Source organism: Micromonospora fluostatini (genome assembly GCF_050410825.1).
Lineage (GTDB): Bacteria > Actinomycetota > Actinomycetes > Mycobacteriales > Micromonosporaceae > Micromonospora > Micromonospora rosaria.
Window position 1 is genome coordinate 4,558,830 of the sequence record NZ_CP191251.1, and the last position, 19,507, is coordinate 4,578,336.

The 19,507-nt window shown below is 74.7% G+C and carries 18 protein-coding genes and 1 pseudogene; 3 read left to right on the forward strand and 16 right to left on the reverse strand.

Going from position 1 to position 19,507, the window contains the following annotated elements; translation table 11 throughout:
- Positions 1–64 precede the first annotated feature (64 nt).
- The 11 genes and pseudogenes from ACQUFX_RS19900 to eno form a co-directional block, all read right to left on the reverse strand.
- Positions 65–805: a uracil-DNA glycosylase gene (locus ACQUFX_RS19900; RefSeq protein WP_067364554.1), complete on the reverse strand. Its 741-nt coding sequence runs from the start codon at positions 803–805 to the stop codon at positions 65–67.
- Entirely contained in the window at positions 798–1,463 is a 666-nt protein-coding gene (locus tag ACQUFX_RS19905; RefSeq protein WP_428961864.1) for a dienelactone hydrolase family protein, read from the reverse strand. The genes ACQUFX_RS19900 and ACQUFX_RS19905 overlap by 8 nt, the downstream gene beginning before the upstream one ends.
- A gap of 149 nt (positions 1,464–1,612) precedes the next feature.
- Positions 1,613–2,449, reverse strand: coding sequence for an HAAS signaling domain-containing protein (locus ACQUFX_RS19910; protein ID WP_428961865.1), 837 nt, complete (start codon positions 2,447–2,449; stop codon positions 1,613–1,615).
- Entirely contained in the window at positions 2,446–2,778 is a 333-nt protein-coding gene (locus tag ACQUFX_RS19915; RefSeq protein WP_428961866.1) for a PadR family transcriptional regulator, read from the reverse strand. Before ACQUFX_RS19915 ends, ACQUFX_RS19910 begins: the two co-directional genes overlap by 4 nt.
- Before the next feature lie 228 nt (positions 2,779–3,006).
- Positions 3,007–3,487: pseudogene (locus ACQUFX_RS19920) on the reverse strand (endonuclease V).
- Positions 3,488–3,528: 41 nt separating this feature from the next.
- Complete coding sequence (locus ACQUFX_RS19925; protein ID WP_428967008.1) at positions 3,529–4,458, reverse strand: Ppx/GppA phosphatase family protein; 930 nt, start codon at positions 4,456–4,458, stop codon at positions 3,529–3,531.
- 8 nt (positions 4,459–4,466) lie between these two features.
- On the reverse strand, positions 4,467–5,744 hold the full coding sequence (locus ACQUFX_RS19930; protein WP_428961867.1) for a hypothetical protein: 1,278 nt from the start codon (positions 5,742–5,744) through the stop codon (positions 4,467–4,469).
- Positions 5,745–5,796: 52 nt separating this feature from the next.
- Complete coding sequence (locus tag ACQUFX_RS19935) at positions 5,797–6,339, reverse strand: amino-acid N-acetyltransferase (RefSeq protein ID WP_428961868.1); 543 nt, start codon at positions 6,337–6,339, stop codon at positions 5,797–5,799.
- Positions 6,336–6,938, reverse strand: coding sequence for a DUF501 domain-containing protein (locus ACQUFX_RS19940; RefSeq protein WP_428961869.1), 603 nt, complete (start codon positions 6,936–6,938; stop codon positions 6,336–6,338). The genes ACQUFX_RS19935 and ACQUFX_RS19940 overlap by 4 nt, the downstream gene beginning before the upstream one ends.
- Positions 6,939–6,996: 58 nt before the next feature.
- A complete protein-coding gene (locus ACQUFX_RS19945; RefSeq protein ID WP_428961870.1) occupies positions 6,997–7,596 on the reverse strand; it encodes an FtsB family cell division protein in 600 nt (199 codons plus the stop codon).
- A gap of 28 nt (positions 7,597–7,624) precedes the next feature.
- Positions 7,625–8,908, reverse strand: coding sequence for a phosphopyruvate hydratase (gene eno / locus ACQUFX_RS19950; protein ID WP_428961871.1), 1,284 nt, complete (start codon positions 8,906–8,908; stop codon positions 7,625–7,627).
- Between the two features lie 208 nt (positions 8,909–9,116).
- Here eno and ACQUFX_RS19955 point away from each other — a divergent pair, with 208 nt between their 5' ends.
- Positions 9,117–9,806, forward strand: a complete 690-nt coding sequence (locus ACQUFX_RS19955; protein ID WP_428961872.1) for a hypothetical protein — start codon at positions 9,117–9,119, stop codon at positions 9,804–9,806.
- Positions 9,807–9,904: 98 nt separating this feature from the next.
- Positions 9,905–10,726, forward strand: a complete 822-nt coding sequence (gene nudC / locus ACQUFX_RS19960) for an NAD(+) diphosphatase (protein ID WP_428961873.1) — start codon at positions 9,905–9,907, stop codon at positions 10,724–10,726.
- A 133-nt stretch (positions 10,727–10,859) separates the two neighbouring features.
- Here the strand turns inward: nudC and ACQUFX_RS19965 are convergent, their stop codons facing one another.
- The 4 genes from ACQUFX_RS19965 to mfd form a co-directional block, all read right to left on the reverse strand.
- On the reverse strand, positions 10,860–12,479 hold the full coding sequence (locus tag ACQUFX_RS19965; RefSeq protein WP_428961874.1) for a DUF885 domain-containing protein: 1,620 nt from the start codon (positions 12,477–12,479) through the stop codon (positions 10,860–10,862).
- A gap of 114 nt (positions 12,480–12,593) precedes the next feature.
- Positions 12,594–13,568, reverse strand: coding sequence for a nucleoside triphosphate pyrophosphohydrolase (locus tag ACQUFX_RS19970; RefSeq protein WP_428961875.1), 975 nt, complete (start codon positions 13,566–13,568; stop codon positions 12,594–12,596).
- 2 nt (positions 13,569–13,570) lie between these two features.
- The gene (locus ACQUFX_RS19975) at positions 13,571–14,356 is read right to left on the reverse strand and encodes a hypothetical protein (RefSeq protein WP_428961876.1); all 786 of its coding nucleotides are present in this window, start codon (positions 14,354–14,356) and stop codon (positions 13,571–13,573) included.
- A gap of 49 nt (positions 14,357–14,405) precedes the next feature.
- The gene (gene mfd, locus ACQUFX_RS19980) at positions 14,406–18,080 is read right to left on the reverse strand and encodes a transcription-repair coupling factor (protein WP_428961877.1); all 3,675 of its coding nucleotides are present in this window, start codon (positions 18,078–18,080) and stop codon (positions 14,406–14,408) included.
- Between the two features lie 208 nt (positions 18,081–18,288).
- Between mfd and ACQUFX_RS19985 the strand changes: the two genes are divergently transcribed.
- Positions 18,289–19,035, forward strand: coding sequence for a hypothetical protein (locus ACQUFX_RS19985; RefSeq protein ID WP_428961878.1), 747 nt, complete (start codon positions 18,289–18,291; stop codon positions 19,033–19,035).
- Between the two features lie 31 nt (positions 19,036–19,066).
- Here the strand turns inward: ACQUFX_RS19985 and ACQUFX_RS19990 are convergent, their stop codons facing one another.
- The gene (locus tag ACQUFX_RS19990; RefSeq protein ID WP_428961879.1) at positions 19,067–19,372 is read right to left on the reverse strand and encodes a hypothetical protein; all 306 of its coding nucleotides are present in this window, start codon (positions 19,370–19,372) and stop codon (positions 19,067–19,069) included.
- Positions 19,373–19,507 lie beyond the last annotated feature (135 nt).

Sequence of the window (19,507 nt, forward strand, 5' to 3'; positions counted from 1 at the left end):
GCCGACGGGTACGGCCCGACGGGCGCACGTCGTCCGTCCGTCATCGCCACCGCCCCACGCAGTCTCAGTCCAGCCCGGCCACCTGCTTCGCCCGGGCGAACACGTCGTCCAGCATTCCCGGCGTCAGCCGCCCGGTGAAGGTGTTCTGCTGGCTGACGTGGTAGCAGCCGAGCAGTTCCGGTACGGCCGTGCCCGACCAGTGTGCCCCATGGCCGAACGCCGGTCGCGGGCTGGGCGGGCGGTGCCCGTACACCGCGCGGAGCACCGGCCACCACGCCGCCCAGGCGAACGCGCCGAGCGCGACCACCACCCGCAGGGTGGGCCGGATCAACGCCACCTCGCGGTGCAGCCAGGGCGCGCAGGTGTCCCGTTCGGCGGGGGTGGGCTTGTTCTCCGGCGGGGCGCAGCGCACCGCGGCGAAGATCCGGGTGCCGGTCAGCGCGAGCCCGTCGTCGGCGGCGACGCTGGTCGGCTGGTTGGCCAGGCCGGCCCGGTGCAGGGCGGCGAAGAGCACGTCACCGGAGCGGTCACCGGTGAAGATCCGCCCGGTCCGGTTGCCGCCGTGCGCGGCCGGGGCGAGCCCGAGGACGGCGATCCGGGCGTCCGGCACGCCGAAGCCGGGGACCGGTCGCCCCCAGTACTCCTGGTCCCGGAAGGCCGCCCGTCTCGTCCGGGCGACCTCCTCGCGCCAGGCGACCAGGCGCGGGCAGGCGAAGCAGTCGCCGACCGCGCCGTCGAGGTCGGCCAGGTCGGTCGCCCGCGCGGCGCGGGCGACGACCTCCGCCGGGGTACGGGCCTCAACCAAGCCGGGACCGGAACAGTTCGAGGGTACGGGCCCACGCGCTGGCGGCGGCCTGCCGGTCGAACGACTCGGGCCGGTCGTCGTTGAAGAAGGCGTGCCCGGTGCCCGGGTAGTCGTAGGTCTGGCAGGTGCCGCCGGCCGCCTCGATGGCCTTCCGGGTGGCGCGTACCCCGTCCGGGGTGGCCGCGCCGCTGCTCTCGGCACAGTGGATGACGGCGGTCTTACCGGCGTAGTCGCCCCAGTCGGCGCCCATGCCGTCCCAGGGCAGCGACGGGTAGAAGCCGGCGGCGGCGACGATCCGGTCGGAGCGGCTGGCCGACCAGAGGGCGAGGCTGCCACCGACGCAGAAGCCCACCGTGCCGACCTTCCCGGTGACCTCGGGCCGGGCGGCGAGGTGGTCGGCGGCCTCGGCGACGAGCCGCGCCGCGTCGTCCAGCCGCCGGCCGGTCACCGGGCCGTCCTCCGCCGTCGGTGACAGGTCGGGTACCAGGGCGACGAAGCCCGCCTCGGCGAAGCGGTCCGCGACCGAGGTGATGTGCGGCACGACCCCCCACTGTTCGGGGAGGACGATGACGGCGGGACCGGTCGCACCGCTGGAGGGTATCGCGAGGTACCCCTCACCCGGCCTGACGTGGTCGGGATAGCTCACCAGTTCGCCCATGGGTCGTCCTCCTAGCGGTCAGTCATCATTGGCTGGTCGCACAGTGGTGTTGCGTGCGCGTAGCCTGTCACGCCGTGACCGCCGCCGGAAGACGCCGGAACAGTGGTGTTCACCTCCCGTTTCCCGCCGCGCACCGCTTCCGGCCCCGCTCAGGACGTCGGTGCGGGCGACGCCGGCACACTCTCCGTGGGCGGCGGCACCGGGCTGGCCGAGGCGGACGCGCTCGGGGTGACCGCCGGGGCGGACCGGAAGGGCACCTGCCCCAGGCAGTACGGGTAGGCCGGCACCGGCTGCCCGTCCGACCGGTACAGCACCTCGTCGCAGGCGGGGTGACCGAGCCAGATCGGGTGGCCGCCGCCGGTCCAGTTCCGCTGCTCGTCGTCCAGGCTCACGAAGCCGGCCAGGGCGAAGACGACCAGCACCCCGGTGCCGGCGCCGACCGCGAGCCGGGGCCAGCGGCCCAGCTCCGGGGTACGCCGGCCGAGCCACACCGAGGCGACCACGCAGACGGTGAGCAGCAGCAGGGCGGCCAGGGTGCTCCCGCCCAGCCTCGGCAGCAGCCCGAACGACCCGCCCGTGGTGACCACCGTGATCAGCATGGCGGCCAGGTACCCGCGCAGCACCCACCAGGCCGGGCGCAGCAGCCGCAGGTACTCGCTCGCCGAGGCGTACCCGAGGACGGGGCCGATCCGCCGGTCGGTGGCGCGCAGCCGGGCGCGGGCCCCGGCCAGCAGCGAGGCGGCCCGCTGGTCGAGGCTGCGCGCCGAGGCCGGACCGGCCGCCCCGGCGGCGGCCCGCAGCTCGGTCGCGTACGCCTCGGGCTCGCCGAGCCGGTCGACCAGGCTGCCGTCGGCCTCGGCGGCCACCTCGGCGAGGTGCTCCGGCAGGTCCTCGGTCAGCTCGTCGCGGGTCTGCGGCGGCAGGTCGGCCAGCGCGGCCCGGACCCGTTCGACGTACGCCGTGATCTCCTGCCCAGTGACGGTCATGCCGCCATCCCCCGATCGTCGAGCAGTGCGTCCATGGTGGTGGCGAACGAGCGCCAGAGCTTGCCGGAGCGGGTCAACTGGTCCCGCCCGGCGGCGTTGAGCGAGTAGTACTTGCGGTGCGGGCCGGACTCGCTCGGCACGACGTACGTGGTCAGCAGGCCGGCGGCGAAGAGCCGGCGCAGCGTGCCGTAGACCGAGGCGTCGCCGACCTCCTCCAGGCCGGCCTCCCGGAGCCGGCGCAGGATGTCGTACCCGTAGCCGTCCTCCTGCCGGAGCACGGCGAGGACCGCGAGGTCCAGCACGCCCTTGAGGAGCTGTGTGGTATCCACGCACCGCACACTACTGTGCAATGCGTAATACCGTCAACGGAACGGCAGTTCGAGGCGGGGGCGCGCGGCGGGCGGGCGGCGGGCGTACCGGTGTGTCGGCCTTTCGAACTGCCCTCACGCACGGGGCACCCGCCGCGCCGGACGGACACCCCGGGCCGGTTGCCGGTGGTCCCATGAACGGGGCAGCTCGAAAGGTTGCGGGTATCCCGGTCCCCGGTCCGCCCGGCCCTACGTGGTCGCCGGCGGCAGTTCCCGCAGGGCGGCCCGGGAGAGCAGGTCGGCCTGCCGGGTCGGCTCCGGTATCCGGTACCGGGGCGCGAGCGCGAGCGTCAGGTCGCTCGCCTCGGCCAGGCCCACCCGGTGTCCCACCGAGACGAAGACCGGCTTCACCCCGGCCTGGGTACGCAGCGCCCGCCCCACCGTCTCGTCCCCGTCGACCAGCGGCGTGGAGGCCCCCCGTGCCCGCTCCGGCTCGTCGAAGCGGGCGGTGAAGGCGGTCTTCGCCACGCCGTAGGCCGGCAGACCGGTGAGCACCCCCAGGTGGCAGGCGAGCCCGAACCGCCTCGGGTGGGCGATGCCGTAGCCGTCACAGACCAGCACGTCCGGGGGGTACCGGCAGCCGCTCCAGCGCGGCCAGCAGGAACGGCACCTCCCGGACCGTCTGCGGGGTACCCGGCAACCCGCTGCGCAGGTCGACCCGCCGACGCAGCTCGGCCTGCACCCGCTCCGCCTCGGCGACGAAGTCCCCGGTCAGGCGAGACTCCAGGCGATGCCGTCGAGGATGTCGTGCTCGCTGGCGACCACCGAGGGCACCCCGGCCCGCTCCATGATGACCTGGAGGACCAGGGCCCCCGCGCCGATCACGTCGGCCCGGCCCGGGTGCATCACCGGGATCTCCAGCCGCTGGGCGGCGGTCTTGCCCAGCAGGTCGGTGGTCACCTCGGCGACCCGCTCGTAGGGCACCCGGGCGTGGTGGATGCGCGCCGGGTCGTACCCGGTCAGGCCCTGGGCGATGGCCACGACGGTGGTGACCGACCCGGCGAGGCCGACCAGCGTGGCGGCCCCGCGGCCCGGCACGGTCGCCAGCGCCCGGTCCACGGCGGCGGCGATGTCGGCCCGCGCGGCGGCGACCTGCTCCGGGGTCGGCGGGTCGCCGGCCAGGTGCCGTTCGGTCATCCGGACGCAGCCGATGTCCACCGAGACGGCCGCCGCGACCCCGCCGGCGCGGGTGCCGACCACGAACTCGGTCGAGCCGCCGCCGATGTCGACCACCAGGTACGGCTCCTCGGCGTCGGCGGGGAGCCCGCGCACCGCGCCGGTGAACGACAGCCGGGCCTCCTCGTCACCGCTGACCACCTCGGGCGCGACCCCCAGGGTCTGCTGCACCATGGCCCGGAAGTCGTCGGCGTTGGAGGCGTCCCGGGACGCCGAGGTGGCGCACATCCGCACCCGTTCCGCGCCCAGCTTCTCGATCTCGCCTGCGTAGTCGGCCAGCGCCACCCGGGTCCGCTCGATCGCCTCCGGCGCGAGCCGGCCGGTGCGGTCCACGCCCTGGCCGAGCCGGACGACCTCCATCCGCCGGCTCAGGTCGGTCAGCGGGGCCTGCGGACCGGCCGCCGGGTCGGGCAGGTCGGCCACCAGCAGCCGGATCGAGTTGGTACCGCAGTCGATGGCCGCCACTCGCGTCGTCACGACGGCAACCCTACGGCAGCCGCCGGCCCGGGATCCGCCCGCCGGGGCCGGTACCGGGCCAGCCGGGGCACCCAGGGCAGCAGGGCGACCACGAGCAGCACCGTCACCAGGGGCAGCCGCCACAGCAGGGGCACGTTCGGCGCGGGCGGGTCGGCCGGTGCCGCCGCCACCCAGGGCCGGGCCGTCTTGGCCCAGGCGAGGAAGGCGTCCCCGATCGGCATCGCCCCGAAGGCGTACCGCTTGGTCCACGGCGTGTCCAGTGGCAGCCCGGCCAGTTCGCCGTAGTTGGCCAGGCCCCGGGCCAGCCGGTCGTCGCCGCGCGCCTGGGCCGCCCCGAGGGTCACCACGGTGGCCGAGAGGCTCACCCCGAGCAGCAGTGGCCCGGAGTCCACGTCCCCGGCCCCGGACGTCCCGACCGGGTACTCCCGCACCGCCGGGCCCAGGCGCAGCGGCGAGACCACGAACCGGTCCCGGAAGCGCAGGTACTGCTCACGGGCGAAGTCCGGGTCGACGTCCACCAGGAACCGGTGGATCATGCTCTGCGAGGTGCCCCGGGCCACCTCGACCGGTTCGCCGGTCACCGGGTCCACCCGGTGCGGCATCAGCCCGGTCGTCGGGTCCAGCCGCTGGCGTACCCCGTCGAGCCACCGGCCGACCGTCCCGCCGAACCGGGGCGGCAGCAGGGTGTCGTGCAGCCGCAGCGAGGCCACCGCCACGGTCGAGTCCACCGGCCAGGCCTGCCCCGGGTACGCGGCCAGGTACGGCGTCGGCGCGGCGGCGAAGGCGGCCCCGAGCGCGGCCGAGTCGGCGGCGAACCGGCGCAGGTCCGCCGGGTCCCGCCGGTCGGCCGGTTGCAGGGCGAGCATCCCCCCGCGCAGCCAGTTGGTCCAGCCCAGGTAGAAGACCCCGTACGCGGGGGTGAGGTCGGGGCTGAACGGTGCCCGGCCGGCCGGCGAGTCCAGCCGGTCCAGGGCCCACCGGGCCTCCCGCAGCGCCTCGGCCCGCTCCCCCGCCGGCCGGCGCAGCCCGGACTCGACCCAGGTCAGGCCGTACAGCGCGTGGGCGAAGAAGTACCCCTCGGGGAAGAGTTCCTGTGCCCGTTCGCCCGCCCCGTCGGCCAGCGCCGCCCGCAGGAAGGTGAGCTGCCGCCGCACCCCGGGCGGCTCGCCGTCCACCCCGCCGGTGGCCGGCAACACCAGCCGGCTCGCGCCGACCAGGGCGAGGACGCTGACCAGCAGCGCGAAGACCGTACCGAGCCGCCGGGTCGTCGTCACGCCGCCAGCATGCCGTCACCGGTCAAGCCCGCCCGGCACCCGCCGCACCGGCTCAGAGGCGCAGCAGCATGCGGGTGTTGCCGAGGGTGTTCGGCTTGACCCGTTCCAGGCCGAGGAACTCGGCGACACCCTCGTCGTACGAGCGCAGCAACTGCTCGTACACGGGCTGCGGCACCGGGGCGCCGTCGATCGGCTGGAAGCCGAACGAGCCGAAGAAGCGGGTCTCGAAGGTGAGCACGAAGATCCGGGCCACGCCCAGCTCCCGGGCGGCGTCGATCAGCTCGCCGACGATCCGGTGCCCGAGGCGCTGCCCCCGGCACGACGGGTCGACCGCCACCGTACGGATCTCGGCCAGGTCCTCCCACATCACGTGCAGCGCGCCGCAGCCGACCACCGCCTCGTCGGTGGCCCGCACCGCGACCCGGAACTCCTGCACGTCCTCGTACAGCGTGACGGTGGCCTTGCTGAGCAGCCGCCGGTCGTTGGTGTACGTGTCCACCAGCCGGCGGATCCCCCGGACGTCCCGGGTCCGGGCCCGCCGCACGAGGATGTCGGTGCCCCCGCCCCCGTCGGCGTCGACCGGTGGCCCGCTCACCCGCCCACCGGCCCGTCGGAGGGGACGTCCACCGGCCCGGCAGCATCACCCGCCGGGACGTCCACGCAGGGGCCGGCGGCCCACCAGCGCTCCACCAGCGCCAGCGTCTCGTCGCCGAAGGGGTTCACCCCGGGACCCGCCGCGAGGGCGTGCCCGAGGTGCACGTGCAGGCACTTGACCCGGCCCGGCATCCCACCGGCGGAGATGCCGGCGATCTCCGGTACCTGGCCGATCGCGTCCCGTCGGGCCAGGTAGTCCTCGTGCGCGGCCCGGTACCGGGCGGCCAGTTCCGGGTCGGCGGCGAGCCGCTCGGCCATCTCCTTCATCAACCCGGCCGACTCCAGCCGGCTGCACGCGGCGGTCGCCCGGGGGCAGGTCAGGTAGAACAGCGTCGGGAACGGTGTCCCGTCGGCCAGCCGGGGGGTCGTCTCCACCACGTCCGGCAGGCCGCACGGGCAGCGGTGGGCCACCGCCCGGGTACCCCGGGGCGGGCGTCCGAGCTGCGCGGCCACGGCGGCCAGGTCGGCCTCCGTGGCCGGCTCCCGCGTGGGCGGGGGTACGGCGTCCGCTGCCGGCTCCTGCGGGGGTACGACGGTCACGCTGCGCCCATCTCTCGTCGGTGGTGGTGTCCTCGCGCCCGGTGCGGGCGTGGCCCGGTCAGCGGCCGGGGTGCCCGGCGTCGGCGGCCCGGATGCTCGACCAGAGGGTGTCGTACCACGGGTCGGGGGTCTCGGGCTGGGCGGGCCGGCTGGCCGCGCCGGCGTCCCGGGCGGCGCCGGCCGGGTCGTTGAGCACGATGACCGGCACCTCCCCGGGGTAGACCATGTAGAAGCGGCGCCGGGCCTCGCTCTCGATGAAGGCGGGGTCCTGCCACTTGGCCGCCTCGATGGAGCGCTGCTCGATCAGGGCCCGCTGGGCGGCCTGGGCCGCCTCCATCCGTTCGATGTCGGCCTTCTGGTCGAGGTACACCCGCACCGGGTAGGTGTAGGCCAGTGCGAGCGCGATCAGCACCGCGAAGAGCACGGTGGCCCGCCCGGTGATGCGCCGGGGGTGGGGTGCGGAGAGCCGCTTGACGCCGCCGCCGGGCACCGCGCGCCGGGCCGCGGCGGGCCGGCTCGCGGAGCGTACGCCCTCGGCACCCCGGGCCGCGCCCGACGTGCGTCCGCGCGACTCCGCGCGGACGCCCCGGGCTCCGCCCGGACGGCCGGTGGGCCGGCGGACCGGACGGGCGCCGCCCGGTGTGCGCCGCTGCTGCATCACACCCCTCCCCCGGAGCCTCGCCGTCTCAGGCGGAACGGTAGCGCGGGAAGGCACCCGCCCCGGCGTACCGCGCCGCGTCGCCCAGCTCCTCCTCGATGCGCAGGAGCTGGTTGTACTTGGCCACCCGGTCGGAGCGGGCCGGCGCGCCGGTCTTGATCTGGCCGCAGCCGGTGGCCACCGCCAGGTCGGCGATCGTGGTGTCCTCGGTCTCGCCGGACCGGTGGCTCATCATGCACTTGAACCCGGCCCGGTGCGCCAGGTCGACCGCGTCCAGCGTCTCGGTCAGCGAGCCGATCTGGTTCACCTTCACCAGGACGGCGTTGGCGGCACCCTCCGCGACGCCCCGGGCGATCCGCTGCGGGTTGGTGACGAACAGGTCGTCGCCGACGACCTGGATCCGGGCGCCGACCGAGGCGGTCAGGCCCTGCCAGCCGCTCCAGTCGTCCTCGGCGAGCGGGTCCTCGATCGAGACGATCGGGTAGTCGTCGGCGAGCTTCATGTAGTACGCGCTCATCTCGTCGGCGGTCTTCGCCGTGCCCTCGAAGGTGTAGGTGCCGTCGGCGAAGAACTCCGTGGCGGCCACGTCGAGGGCGAAGACGATGTCGGTGCCGACCCGGTAGCCGGCCTTCTCGACGGCCTCGGCGATCAGGTCCAGCGCCGCCGCGTTGGTCGGCAGGTCGGGGGCGAAACCGCCCTCGTCGCCGAGTCCGGTGGAGAGGCCCTTCTTCTTCAGCACCGACTTCAGCGCGTGGTACACCTCGGCGCCGGAGCGCAGCGCCTCCCGGAAGGTCGGCGCGCCGATCGGAGCGATCATGAACTCCTGCACGTCGACGTTCGTGTCGGCGTGCGCCCCACCGTTGAGGATGTTCATCATCGGCACCGGCAGCAGGTGGGCGTTGGGCCCGCCCAGGTACCGGAAGAGGCTCAGGTCGGCGCTGCTGGCGGCGGCCTTCGCCACGGCCAGGGAGACGCCCAGGACGGCGTTCGCGCCCAGCTCGCCCTTGTTGTCACTGCCGTCGATGTCCAGCATCCGCTGGTCGATCAGCCGCTGCTCGCTGGCCTCGTAACCGATGAGCTGGTCGACGATCCGGTCCTCGATGTTCTGGACCGCCTTCTCGACACCCTTGCCCAGGTAGCGGTCGGTGTCACCGTCGCGCAGCTCGACCGCCTCGAAGGCGCCCGTGGAGGCGCCGGACGGCACCGCGGCGCGGGCGATCGTGCCATCGTCGAGCCCGACCTCGACCTCGACAGTCGGGTTGCCACGGGAGTCGAGAATCTCCCGGGCGACGATTGCTTCGATGGTTGCCACTGTCGCTCCTCGTTCCTGTGGTACCGGCGCGGTTCCGCCGCGCCGGGTATGCGCCGGAGGTGGGCTGGTGAACGCAGCGTATCGGGCGTCGCTGAACGCTCCGGCGACACCCGGTACCCGTCGGCGAGGACGGACATTCCCGAATTCTCGTGGCCCAACCGGGCAACCAGTTTGCGCCTGGTGGACCTGATCGACAAGGCTGGGCGCCATGCCCGCCGCCACGACTACTCTCCGTGCGCTCGCCATCTCGGTCACCGCGTTGCTCACCGTCACCGGCTGCCAGACACTCGACGACGCCGGCCGGGCGCTCGGGCGCTCCGACCTCGTCAACGACGTCGCCGCCCGGATGGACCAGGCGATGGAACTGACCTACACGGCCGAGTACCGGCTCGCCGGGGGCGAGGCCGCCTCGATCGCCCAGGAGCAGAAGCCGGCCCGCTCCGCGTACACGTACCCGGGTGGGAAGCTCACCGTCACCAAGGAGGCGACCACGGAGTGCGAGACCGCCGAGGGCCGGCCGGTCTGCACGGTCGCCGCGCCCCCGGCCACCGGCAAGCCGACGGTGGCGGTCTTCACCGAGGCCAAGCGACGCGGCCTGGTCACCCCGCCGGTCGTGGTCGGGCTGCTCACCGCCGCCGCCCTGGAGCCGGCCGCGGTCATCGAGCAGAGCGACACCACCCTCGCCGGCCACCACGCCACCTGCGTGGCCGTCTCCCAGGTGCCCGACCCGTTCAGCGCCTGCGTCACCAGCGCCGGGGTGCTCGGCAGCTTCAGCGGCGCGGTGGACGGCACGACCGTCGAGCTGGCCCTGACCCGGTACACCACCACGGTCGACCAGGCCGCGTTCGAGGTGCCGGCCGGGGCCGGCGTGGTGGACCGCCGCCCGGCGGATTCGTGACCGGTCCCCGTCCCGACCCCGCACCCGGCACTGCGGCCGACCCTGCGGCTGGTGCCGGAACGGGTGCCGGCGGCGGCCGGTTCGGGACGGGGCGGTTCGTGCCGGGGGCCGGATGCCCCGGCTCACCCGCGCCGGAGCACCCGGCCGTGGTGATGGCCGGCCGCGAGTTCCTGACCGGCCCGGCGGGTGAGATCCCCCGGGTGGCCGGACTGGCCCCCGACACCGCCTGGCTGCCGCTGGGCACCCTCGACGGCGTACCGGTCTGGGGTGCGGCGGTGGCGTCCACCGAGGGCCTCCCCGGTCGCTGGCTCGACTGGCGGGCGTACGCCGCCGAGGTGCCCGAGCCGCTGGCCGCGCTCGCCGGGCGGGCCCTCCAGGTTGTCACCTGGCGGGCGGCGCACCGGTACTGCGGGTCCTGCCGCACCGAACTGACCGACGTACCCGGGGAGGCGGCCCGCCGCTGCCCCGACTGCGACCGGTACCTGCCGATGCAGCTCTCCCCCGCCGTCGTGGCGGCGGTCACCCGACCCGGTACGGCCGGGGCGGTGGCCGACCTGCTGCTGGTCCGGCACGCGTACGGGCCGACCCGGGTGTGGGCCCTGGTCGCCGGGTACGTCGAGGTCGGCGAGTCGCTGGAGGCGGCGGTACGCCGGGAGGTCGCCGAGGAGGTCGGGCTGGACGTCGGCGAGCCGGTCTACTTCGGCAGCCAGCCGTGGGCGATGTCCGGGCCGGGCGTGACCCTCGCCGGGTTCACCGCCCCCGTCACCGACCCCGCCGCCGAGCCGGTCGTGGACGGCCGGGAGCTGGTCGAGGCCCGCTGGTTCCCGCTGGACGCCCTGCCGGAGGCGCTGCCGCCGGCGTACTCGATCTCCCGCTGGCTGATCGACGCCACCGTCGCCCGCGCCACCCGCCGGTCCTGACGCCCCGCCCCCGCTCGCCCCGACGCCCGCGCCGCTCCCTGCCGCCGCTCCCTGCCGGCGGTCCCGTCGCGCCGGGCCGGGGTGTTAACAGGGGGCCCTTCCTCTACCGAATGCGTTAAGAGGGGGCCCCTCCTTACACGCCCAGCAGGGTGCGGAGGTGGCGGGGTGGGGGGCAGTCGTGGGCCAGCATCTCGTCGTGCCACTGCCGCACCGACACCCCGTCCGGGCGGGACCGGGCGATCTCCGCCATCTCGGTGTAGCCGACGAAGTAGGTGGAGAGCTGGGTGGAGGTGAGCAGCGACCGACGCCACTTGCCGACCGCCTCCCCCTGCTCCTGGAAGCCGCGCCCGGTCATCAGCGCCATCGCCTCTGACTCGGGCAGCCCCTCGCAGTGCACGAGCTGGTCGAGCAGGGCGTTGATGGTCATCCGGAGCTGCATCTTCAACTGCTGGAGCCGGACCGGCAGGCCGCCGAAGCCGCGCTCGACCATGACCTCCTCGGCGTGCACCGCCCAGCCCTCGACGAAGACGCCGGAACGGGTGACCGCGCGGACCCGGGTCGGGCCGGCGTACCGGCGGGCGTGGGCGAGCTGGAGGAAGTGGCCGGGCATCGCCTCGTGCACGGTCAGATTGCGGATCATGTGGTTGTTGTACTCGCGGTAGAACGACTCGACCCGGCTCGCCGGCCACCCCGCCGGGGTGGGTGAGATGCAGTAGAAGGTGGGCAGCGCCGCCGTCTCCAGCGGGCCGGGCGCGTCGCAGTACGCCACCGCGACGCCCCGGGCGAAGTCGGGCATCTCCTGGATCACGCACCGGTCGTCGACCAGGCTGACCAGGTCGTGGGCCCGGACGAAGTCGGTCGTCTCGTCCATGGTGACCGAGGCCAGCTCGACGACGGTGTGGTCGTCGGGGTGCTCGGCGGCGAGCAGGTCCAGCGCCCGGCGGACCGTCTCGTCGTCGGCCGGGCCGCCGACCAGTTCCACCGCCGCCGCGCGGATCTCCTCGGTGACCCGGTCCAGGTTCGCCCACGCCCGGCGTTGGATCTCCGCCGCGCCCAGCTCGGTGTCGAGGGTGTGCCAGAGCCGCGCCTCCCAGCGCCGCCGCCCCAGCCGGGGGTCCCGCCCCGGGCCGGCGTCGGCGGCCAGCCCGGTCCGCAGCCAGGCCACGAACTCCTCGATCGCGGCGATCGCGGCGGTGGCGGCGGGCTCGACCCGGTCGTACCGCGCGGGCGCCTCGGCGAGCAGCCCCGGCACCTCGTCGCGGATCAGCGCCGCCGCGCCGGTGAACTGCCCGACCGCCGTCTCGGCGTGGATCCGGGGCAGCTCACCCAGGGTGGCCCGCGCGGTCGCCAGGGCGTCGGGTACGGCGGCCAGCCGGCCGGCGAGGGCGGTCAGCCGCACCTCGGCCGGCGCGTACGGGCGGGCGAGCAGGGCGTGCAGGAGCGGCCCCGGGTTGTGCGCCAGCGGGTCCCACTCGTGGGCCCGGATCTCGGTGGACTCGAACAGCTCCCGGTCGACCAGGGCGGTGAGCAGCGCGTGGTCGACCTGCTCGGTGATGTCGAGGGCGTCCGGGTCCAGTTCGGAGAGCGCGTGGGAGGCGTCGGTGAGCATCGCCCGGTCGGCGGCGACCGCGTCGACGCCGAGGTCCGGCAGCCGGTCGTCGTACCGGTGGTCACCGGCCAACGCGGCGAGGCCGGGCCGGCTCTCCAGCAGCGCGTCGACGATCCGTTCCGCGAGGGGCACGAACGACTCCATGTCCCGGCACCCTACCGCCCCGTGCCGCCCGTGCCCCGGCCCGGCGCTCCGCCGGTCGAGGGGTTCGCGCCGGTTCCCGGGGCGGGAGCGCCGGACGCGGACCCCTCGGACGGCTCAGGCGCTCCGCTCGGCGGCGCGGACGCGGTCGGCGTGCGCCAGGGTGGCGCGGCGCAGGGCGGCCTCGGGGTCGAGGCCGGCCTCGCGGGCGGCGGCGACCGTGGCCAGCAGGTCGGCGCCGAGGCGGGCCTCCGGCCCGGTCCCCGCGTCCGCCGGTGGCGGCGGCACGGCCAGGCCGACCCGGCCGGCCCGGTCCAGGATCTTCGCGGCCAGGGCCAGGGCGGGCTGGCTCAGGGCGATGCCGTCCAGCACCGAGGCGCGGGACTTCTCCGCCTGTTTGATCTTCTCCCAGCTCGCCTCGATCTCCTCCAGGGTGCCGGCCTCGGCCCCGGAGAAGACGTGCGGGTTGCGCCGGACCATCTTGTCGACCAGAGTGCCGGCGACGTCGTCCACGCTCCACCGGGCGCCCTCGGGCAGATCCTCGGCGAGGCGGGCGTGCAGCAGCACCTGGAGCAGCACGTCGCCCAGTTCCTCGCGGAGCGCGTCGGTGTCGTCGGCGCTGATCGCGTCGTACGCCTCGTAGCACTCCTCCAGCAGGAACCCGGCGAGGCTGCGGTGGGTCTGCGCCCGCTTCCACGGGTCACCGCCGGGCGAGGCGAGCCGGTCCATCACCTCGACCGCGTCGAGCAGCCGGGCCCCCGGCGGGTCCCAGGAGCCGTACATCAGCTCCAGCTCGGCCAGGCCGGGCTCCCGGGCCAGCCGCAGGCCCAGCTCCCGGGCCAGGGACTCGTCCCCGGCCGGGCCGGCCAGCCAGACCACCGTGCCGTGCGCGGTCACCGCGTCGAGCAGCGCCCGGGTCGCCCCGGCCTCGACCACGGTGACCTCGCCGCCCGCCGCGCGCACGGCCGTGGCCAGCGCGCTCTCCGCGCCGGTCAGCACCGGGTTGCCGCGTACCACGTCCCAGGCGGACGCGGTCAGCAGACCGGCCGGGAGCCGGGGCGAGGTGACCAGCAGGACGATCCGTCGGGTCACCCTCAGTGCCCGTGGCCGTCGTCGGGGGTGTGCTCCTCGGCGGCCGGCTTGGGGCTGGAGATGTCGGTCACCGGGCCGGACCGGTCGATGTACGGCAGCGAGTAGAAGACCAGCGACTGGCCGGTGCTGACCACCGACGGGACGCCGACCGGGCGGTAACGCGGGTTGATCGTCGTGCCGGCCCGCTCGGCCTCCTCGGTGAGGGCGGCGCTGAGCGCGGAGGCCTGGCGGACGAAGGCGCCCTGGCCGAAGGCCTGACGCACCTCGGCCACCGACAGCCCGGCCTGGATCGCGCCGGTCTTCTCGATCGCCTTGTACACCGCCATCACCGAGGCGTCGCTCAGCTCGGCCGGGGGCAGCGCGGCGCTGAGCGAGCCGGAGATGTTCAGCCACTCGCTCCACAGCCGGGCGTACTCGGCGGTCGGCGGCATCCGGAGCTGCGCCGCGAGCTGGTCCGGGGTGATCTCGTTGGCCACCTGCACGTTCTGTGCCTCGGCCACCCGCTTGCCCAGCTCGATGCTGACCAGCAGGTCGATGACGTCCTGCCGGGTGACGTCCGCCCGGAGCAGCTCGGGCGCCGGGGTCACCCCGGTCTCCTCGCCCTGCTGGCGGATCACCGCGCTGTACTTGGCCTGGGCGTCGTCGAAGACCTCGTCCACCCGGTCGATGGAGTACCGGGTGTCACCGACGTACGCGGCGACGTCCGGCGAGGCATTGCCGCACCCGGCGACGGACAGGACACCGATGGCCGCGACGCTGGCAGCGGCGATGAGACGACGAACACGCATGCGCATCACTCTCTCACATCCCGGAAGGGGTCCTTTCCCAGCCAGGGGGTCATGTCCGGGCCCCGGCCGGGGTGGGGGCGCCGAGCACATCGGAGAGGAGTTGGCCGCACCACTCCAGCAGGGCCTGGTCACGCAGCGGCTCCCCGCCGATCCGGCGGGTGCTCGGGCGCGGCACGCTGACCTGGTCGGTGGCCTGCTTGTAGACCGAGTCCGGGTGGTACCGCTTGAGCCGCAACTGCTTCGAGTCGGGCAGCGGCAGTGGGCTGAACCGCAGGTTCTTGCCCTGCATGCTGACGTCGGTGAGGCCGTACCGGCGGGCCAGCAGCCGGAACCGGGCCACCGCGACCAGGTTCTGCACCGGGGCGGGCGGCTCGCCGTACCGGTCGGTCATCTCGGCGACCACCTCGCGCAGCCGGTCGTCGTCGCGGGCCTCGGCGAGCTTGCGGTACATCTCCAGGCGCAGCCGTTCCACCCCGACGTAGTCGTGCGGCAGGTGCGCGTCGACCGGAAGGTCGATCTTGACATCGACCTCCTCCTCGGGGCGCTCGCCCTTGAACGCCTGCACCGCCTCGCCGACCATCCGGACGTACAGGTCGAAGCCGACGCCCTCGATGTGGCCGGACTGCTCCCCGCCGAGCAGGTTGCCGGCGCCCCGGATCTCCAGGTCCTTCATCGCCACGTACATGCCGGCGCCGAGTTCGGTGTGCTGGGCGATGGTGGCCAGCCGCTCGTGGGCGTGCTCGGTGAGCGGCTTCTCCGGCGGGTACAGGAAGTACGCGTACGCCCGCTCCCGGCCCCGGCCGACCCGGCCCCGGATCTGGTGGAGCTGGGCCAGGCCGAGCAGGTCGGCCCGCTCCACGATCAGGGTGTTGGCGTTGGGGATGTCGATGCCGGACTCCACGATCGTGGTGCAGACCAGGACGTCGAACTCCTTCTCCCAGAAGCCGACCATCACCTTCTCCAGGGCCTCCTCGCCCATCTGGCCGTGCGCCACCGCGACCCGGGCCTCGGGCACCAGCTCCCGCAGCCGCCGGGCCGCCCGGTCGATCGACTCGACCCGGTTGTGCAGGTAGAACACCTGGCCGTCGCGGAGCAGTTCGCGGTGCACGGCGGCGGCCACCTGCCGCTCGTCGTACGCCCCCACGGAGGTCAGCACGGGGTGCCGTTCCTCCGGCGGGGTGGCGATGGTGGACATCTCCCGGATGCCGGTGATCGCCATCTCCAGCGTCCGGGGGATCGGGGTGGCCGACATGGCGAGCACGTCGACGGAGGCGCGCAGGGTCTTCAGGTGCTCCTTGTGCTCGACGCCGAAGCGCTGCTCCTCGTCGATGATCACCAGGCCGAGGGACTTGAACCGGGTCGCCGCCGCCAGCAGCCGGTGGGTGCCGATGACGATGTCCACGGTGCCGTCGGTGACCATCTCCATGGTCCGTTCGGCCTCCTTCGGCGTCTGGAACCGGGAGAGCTGCCGGACGGTCACCGGGAACTGGCTCATCCGCTCGGCGAAGGTGTTGTAGTGCTGCTGCACCAGCAGGGTGGTGGGCACCAGCACCGCCACCTGCTTGCCGTCCTGCACCGCCTTGAAGGCCGCCCGGACCGCGATCTCGGTCTTGCCGTACCCGACGTCGCCGCAGATCAGCCGGTCCATCGGGACGGTCTGCTCCATGTCCCGCTTGACCTCCTCGATCGCGGCGAGCTGGTCGGGGGTCTCCTGCCAGGGGAAGGCGTCCTCCAGCTCCCGCTGCCACGGGGTGTCCGGGGCGAACGAGTGCCCCTTGGACGCCTTGCGGGCGGCGTAGAGCTGGATGAGCTGGGCGGCGATCTCCCGGACCGCCTTGCGGGCCCGTGCCTTGGACTTCTGCCAGTCCGCGCCGCCCATCTTGTGCAGCGTCGGCTGCTCCCCGCCGACGTACCGGGAGAGCTGGTCGAGCTGGTCGGTGGGGACGAACAGCCGGTCGCCGGGCTGCCCGCGCTTGCTGGCGGCGTACTCGATGACCAGGTACTCCCGGCTCGCGCCGTTGACCGTGCGCTGCACCAGCTCGACGTAGCGCCCGATGCCGTGCTGCTCGTGCACGACGAAGTCGCCGGCCCGCAGCTCCAGCGGGTCGATGGTGTTGCGCCGCCGGCTGGGCATCTTGCGCATGTCCCGGGTCGAGGTGCCCCGCCCGCCGGTGATGTCGTCGGCGGTGAGCAGCGCGAACCGGGACGCCTCGTCGACGAAGCCCTGGCGCAGCGAGCCGCAGGTGACCAGCAGCTCACCGGGGGCCGGGGCGGCCGGCACCCGCTCGACCAGGCGGGCGCCGAGACCGGCGTCGCGGAGCACCTCGACGGCCCGCTGGGCGGGGCCGTGCCCCTCGAAGACCAGCGCGATCGACCAGCCCTCGCCGGCCCAGCGCTTCAGGTCGTCGACCAGGCGCGGCGTCTCCCCGTGGTAGAGCGGGGCGGGCTGGGCGGCGAGGGCGACGGCGATCGCGTCGTCCGGGGTGACGTCGGTGCCGTCGGGCTCGTCCTCCCAGGGCTGCCGGACCGGGGCGGCCCCCCCGTCGACCAGCCCGAACGGCGACAACGTCCACCAGGGCTGACGCAGCGTCGCGGCGGTGGCGCGGACCTCGGCCAGGGTCTTGAAGGCGGCGGCGCCGAGGTCCACCGGGGCCTGGCCCCCGACCGCGGCGGCGGCCCAGCTCGCCTGGAGGAACTCGTCCGAGGTACGGACCAGGTCGTGCGCCCGGGTCCGGATCCGCTCCGGGTCGCAGAGCAGCACGTGGGTACCGGCCGGCATGGTGTCCAGCAGCAGCTCCAGCGAGTCGGCGCCGACCAGGGCCGGGGCCAGCGACTCCATCCCCTCGACCGGGATGCCCTCGGCCAGCTTGTCGCAGATCTCGGCCAGCTCCGGGTGCCGAGACGCCAGGTCGGCGGCGCGCTGCCGGACCGCCGGGGTGAGCAGCAGCTCCCGGCAGGGCGGGGCCCACAGCCCCGGTACCGCCTCGATGGTGCGCTGGTCGGCGACGGCGAAGGTACGGATCTCCTCCACCTCGTCGCCCCAGAACTCGACCCGGGACGGGTGCTCGTCGGTCGGTGGGAAGACGTCCAGGATGCCGCCGCGTACCGCGAACTCGCCCCGCTTGGTGACCAGGTCGACCCGGGCGTACGCCAGGTCGGTCAGCCGGCGGGCGACCGCCTCCAGGTCGGCCTCCGCCCCGGCGGCGAGCTGCACCGGCACCAGGTCGCCGAGCCCCTTGAGCTGCGGTTGCAGCAGCGACCGCACCGGTGCCACCACCACCCGCAGCGGGCCGGTCCGGCCGCGCGCGTCGGCGGCGTCCGGGTGGGCCAGCCGGCGCAGCACGGCCAGCCGCCGGCCGACCGTGTCCGAGCGCGGCGAGAGCCGCTCGTGCGGCAGCGTCTCCCAGGACGGGAAGACCGCCACCTGCTCGGCGGGGAGCAGGCACCCCAGCGCGGCGGCCAGGTCGTCGGCCTCCCGGCTGGTCGCGGTCACCGCGAGCACCGGCCGCCCGGCCCCACCCGCCCCGCCGGCCGCACCGGCCCCGTTCGCCGCACCCGAGGCGGCGTCGGCGGCGACGACGGCCGCCGCGAACGGGCGCAGCGCCGCGGGTGCGGTCACGTCGAGCCCGTCGGCCTGTGCCGCCCCGGAGCGGGCCAGGTCACGGACCCGGGCCAGGGCCGGGTCACCGAGGGCGGCGGCGAGCAGTCCGGCGAGCGTCGTCATAGCCTCTTCCAGGAGATTCGGTGCGGACGGGTGCCGGTGACCGGGGGCGTCCCACCCGCCCCGGCACACGACGAAGGCCCCGCGTCCGCGACGGACCAGGGGTACCTCCGCCAGCGTATCCCCGCTGCGGAGATCTGTGCGAACACGCCGTGACGCGCGCCTCGTACCCTGATCATCCCCTGTCCGACCAGCAGTTGGAGCATCTCCGGTGAGCTACCCCCCGCCCGGCCCCCCGTCCCCCGGCCAGCCGCCGCAGCACCCGTACGGCAACCAGCAGCCCGGCCACCCGCCCCAGTACGGCACACCGCAGCCCGGGTACCCGGGTCAGCCCGGCCGGCCGCAGCCCGGGTACGGGGCACCGCCGCCGTCGGCCTACCCGCCGCCCCCGGCGACACCGGTGACCAAGCGGATCCCGGAGGACCAGCCGTTCGTGGTCCGTCCCAGTGTCGCGAAACGGGGCGGGATCATGGGCGGCGTCATGCTGGCGCTGCTCACCCCGATCGTCTGCTGCGCCGGCCTCGGCATCACGCAGGGCAGTGACGGCAGTCCCGTCCTCCCCGTGCTCGGCATGCTCGGCTGCCTGTTGCTCCTGGTCGGCCTGCCGCTGGGCTTCCAGCTCTGGCTGATCGCCTCCGGCGGCCCGATCCTGGCGCTCAGCCCGGCCGGGGTGTGGATCCGCAGCCGACCGACCCGGGGCCAGGCGGTCTGGCTGCCGTGGGAGGCCGTCGCGCGGATCTCCCGCCGCCGGTGGAGCCTGGAGAAGATGCTGGTCGTCCAGCCCCACGATCCCCGGATGGTGCAGAACCTGGGCGTCTTCACCGCGCTGGACAGCGGCCTGCTCAGCGCCTTCTACGGCTCCGGCCTGGTGGCCACCCTCAACTTCGCCGACAAGCCGGAGGCCGAGATCATGGCCGCCGTCGCCCACTACAGCGCCGGCCGCTGCCCCATCACCTGACCACCACCCTTACCGGGACCACCCACCCCGCTCAGGCAGCTCGTCGCGCGGTGAGGGTCAGGTCGCGGACCAGTCGACGGGACAGGTGGACCATGGCCCGGGACTGCTCCAGGCCGATCGGCCAGCGTTCGGCCTCGGCCCCGGCGGACAGTTCGAGCAGCAGACCGGAGGGCGGACAGTCGCCGATCTCCATCCGCCACAGACCCATCCGGAGCTGGATCACCTCGTTCCCGGTCGCTGCCGTGACCAGGCGGGACAGGTGCAGATCGCCGCGTCCGGCGCAGTCGGATCCCCGCAGACACCAGGGCGGGTGGGCAGGGTTCGGTAGGTTACGCACGGGCCGGGCTCCTTCCCGGTCAAGGCCCGGGAGTGGAGCTCCACCTCCACCCCGGGCCGCTCATTGTCACGTGCTCAGCCGGGTGCGAGCCAGGGTGAGCGAGCACAGCGTAACTCTTCGTGTCGACATTGTCGA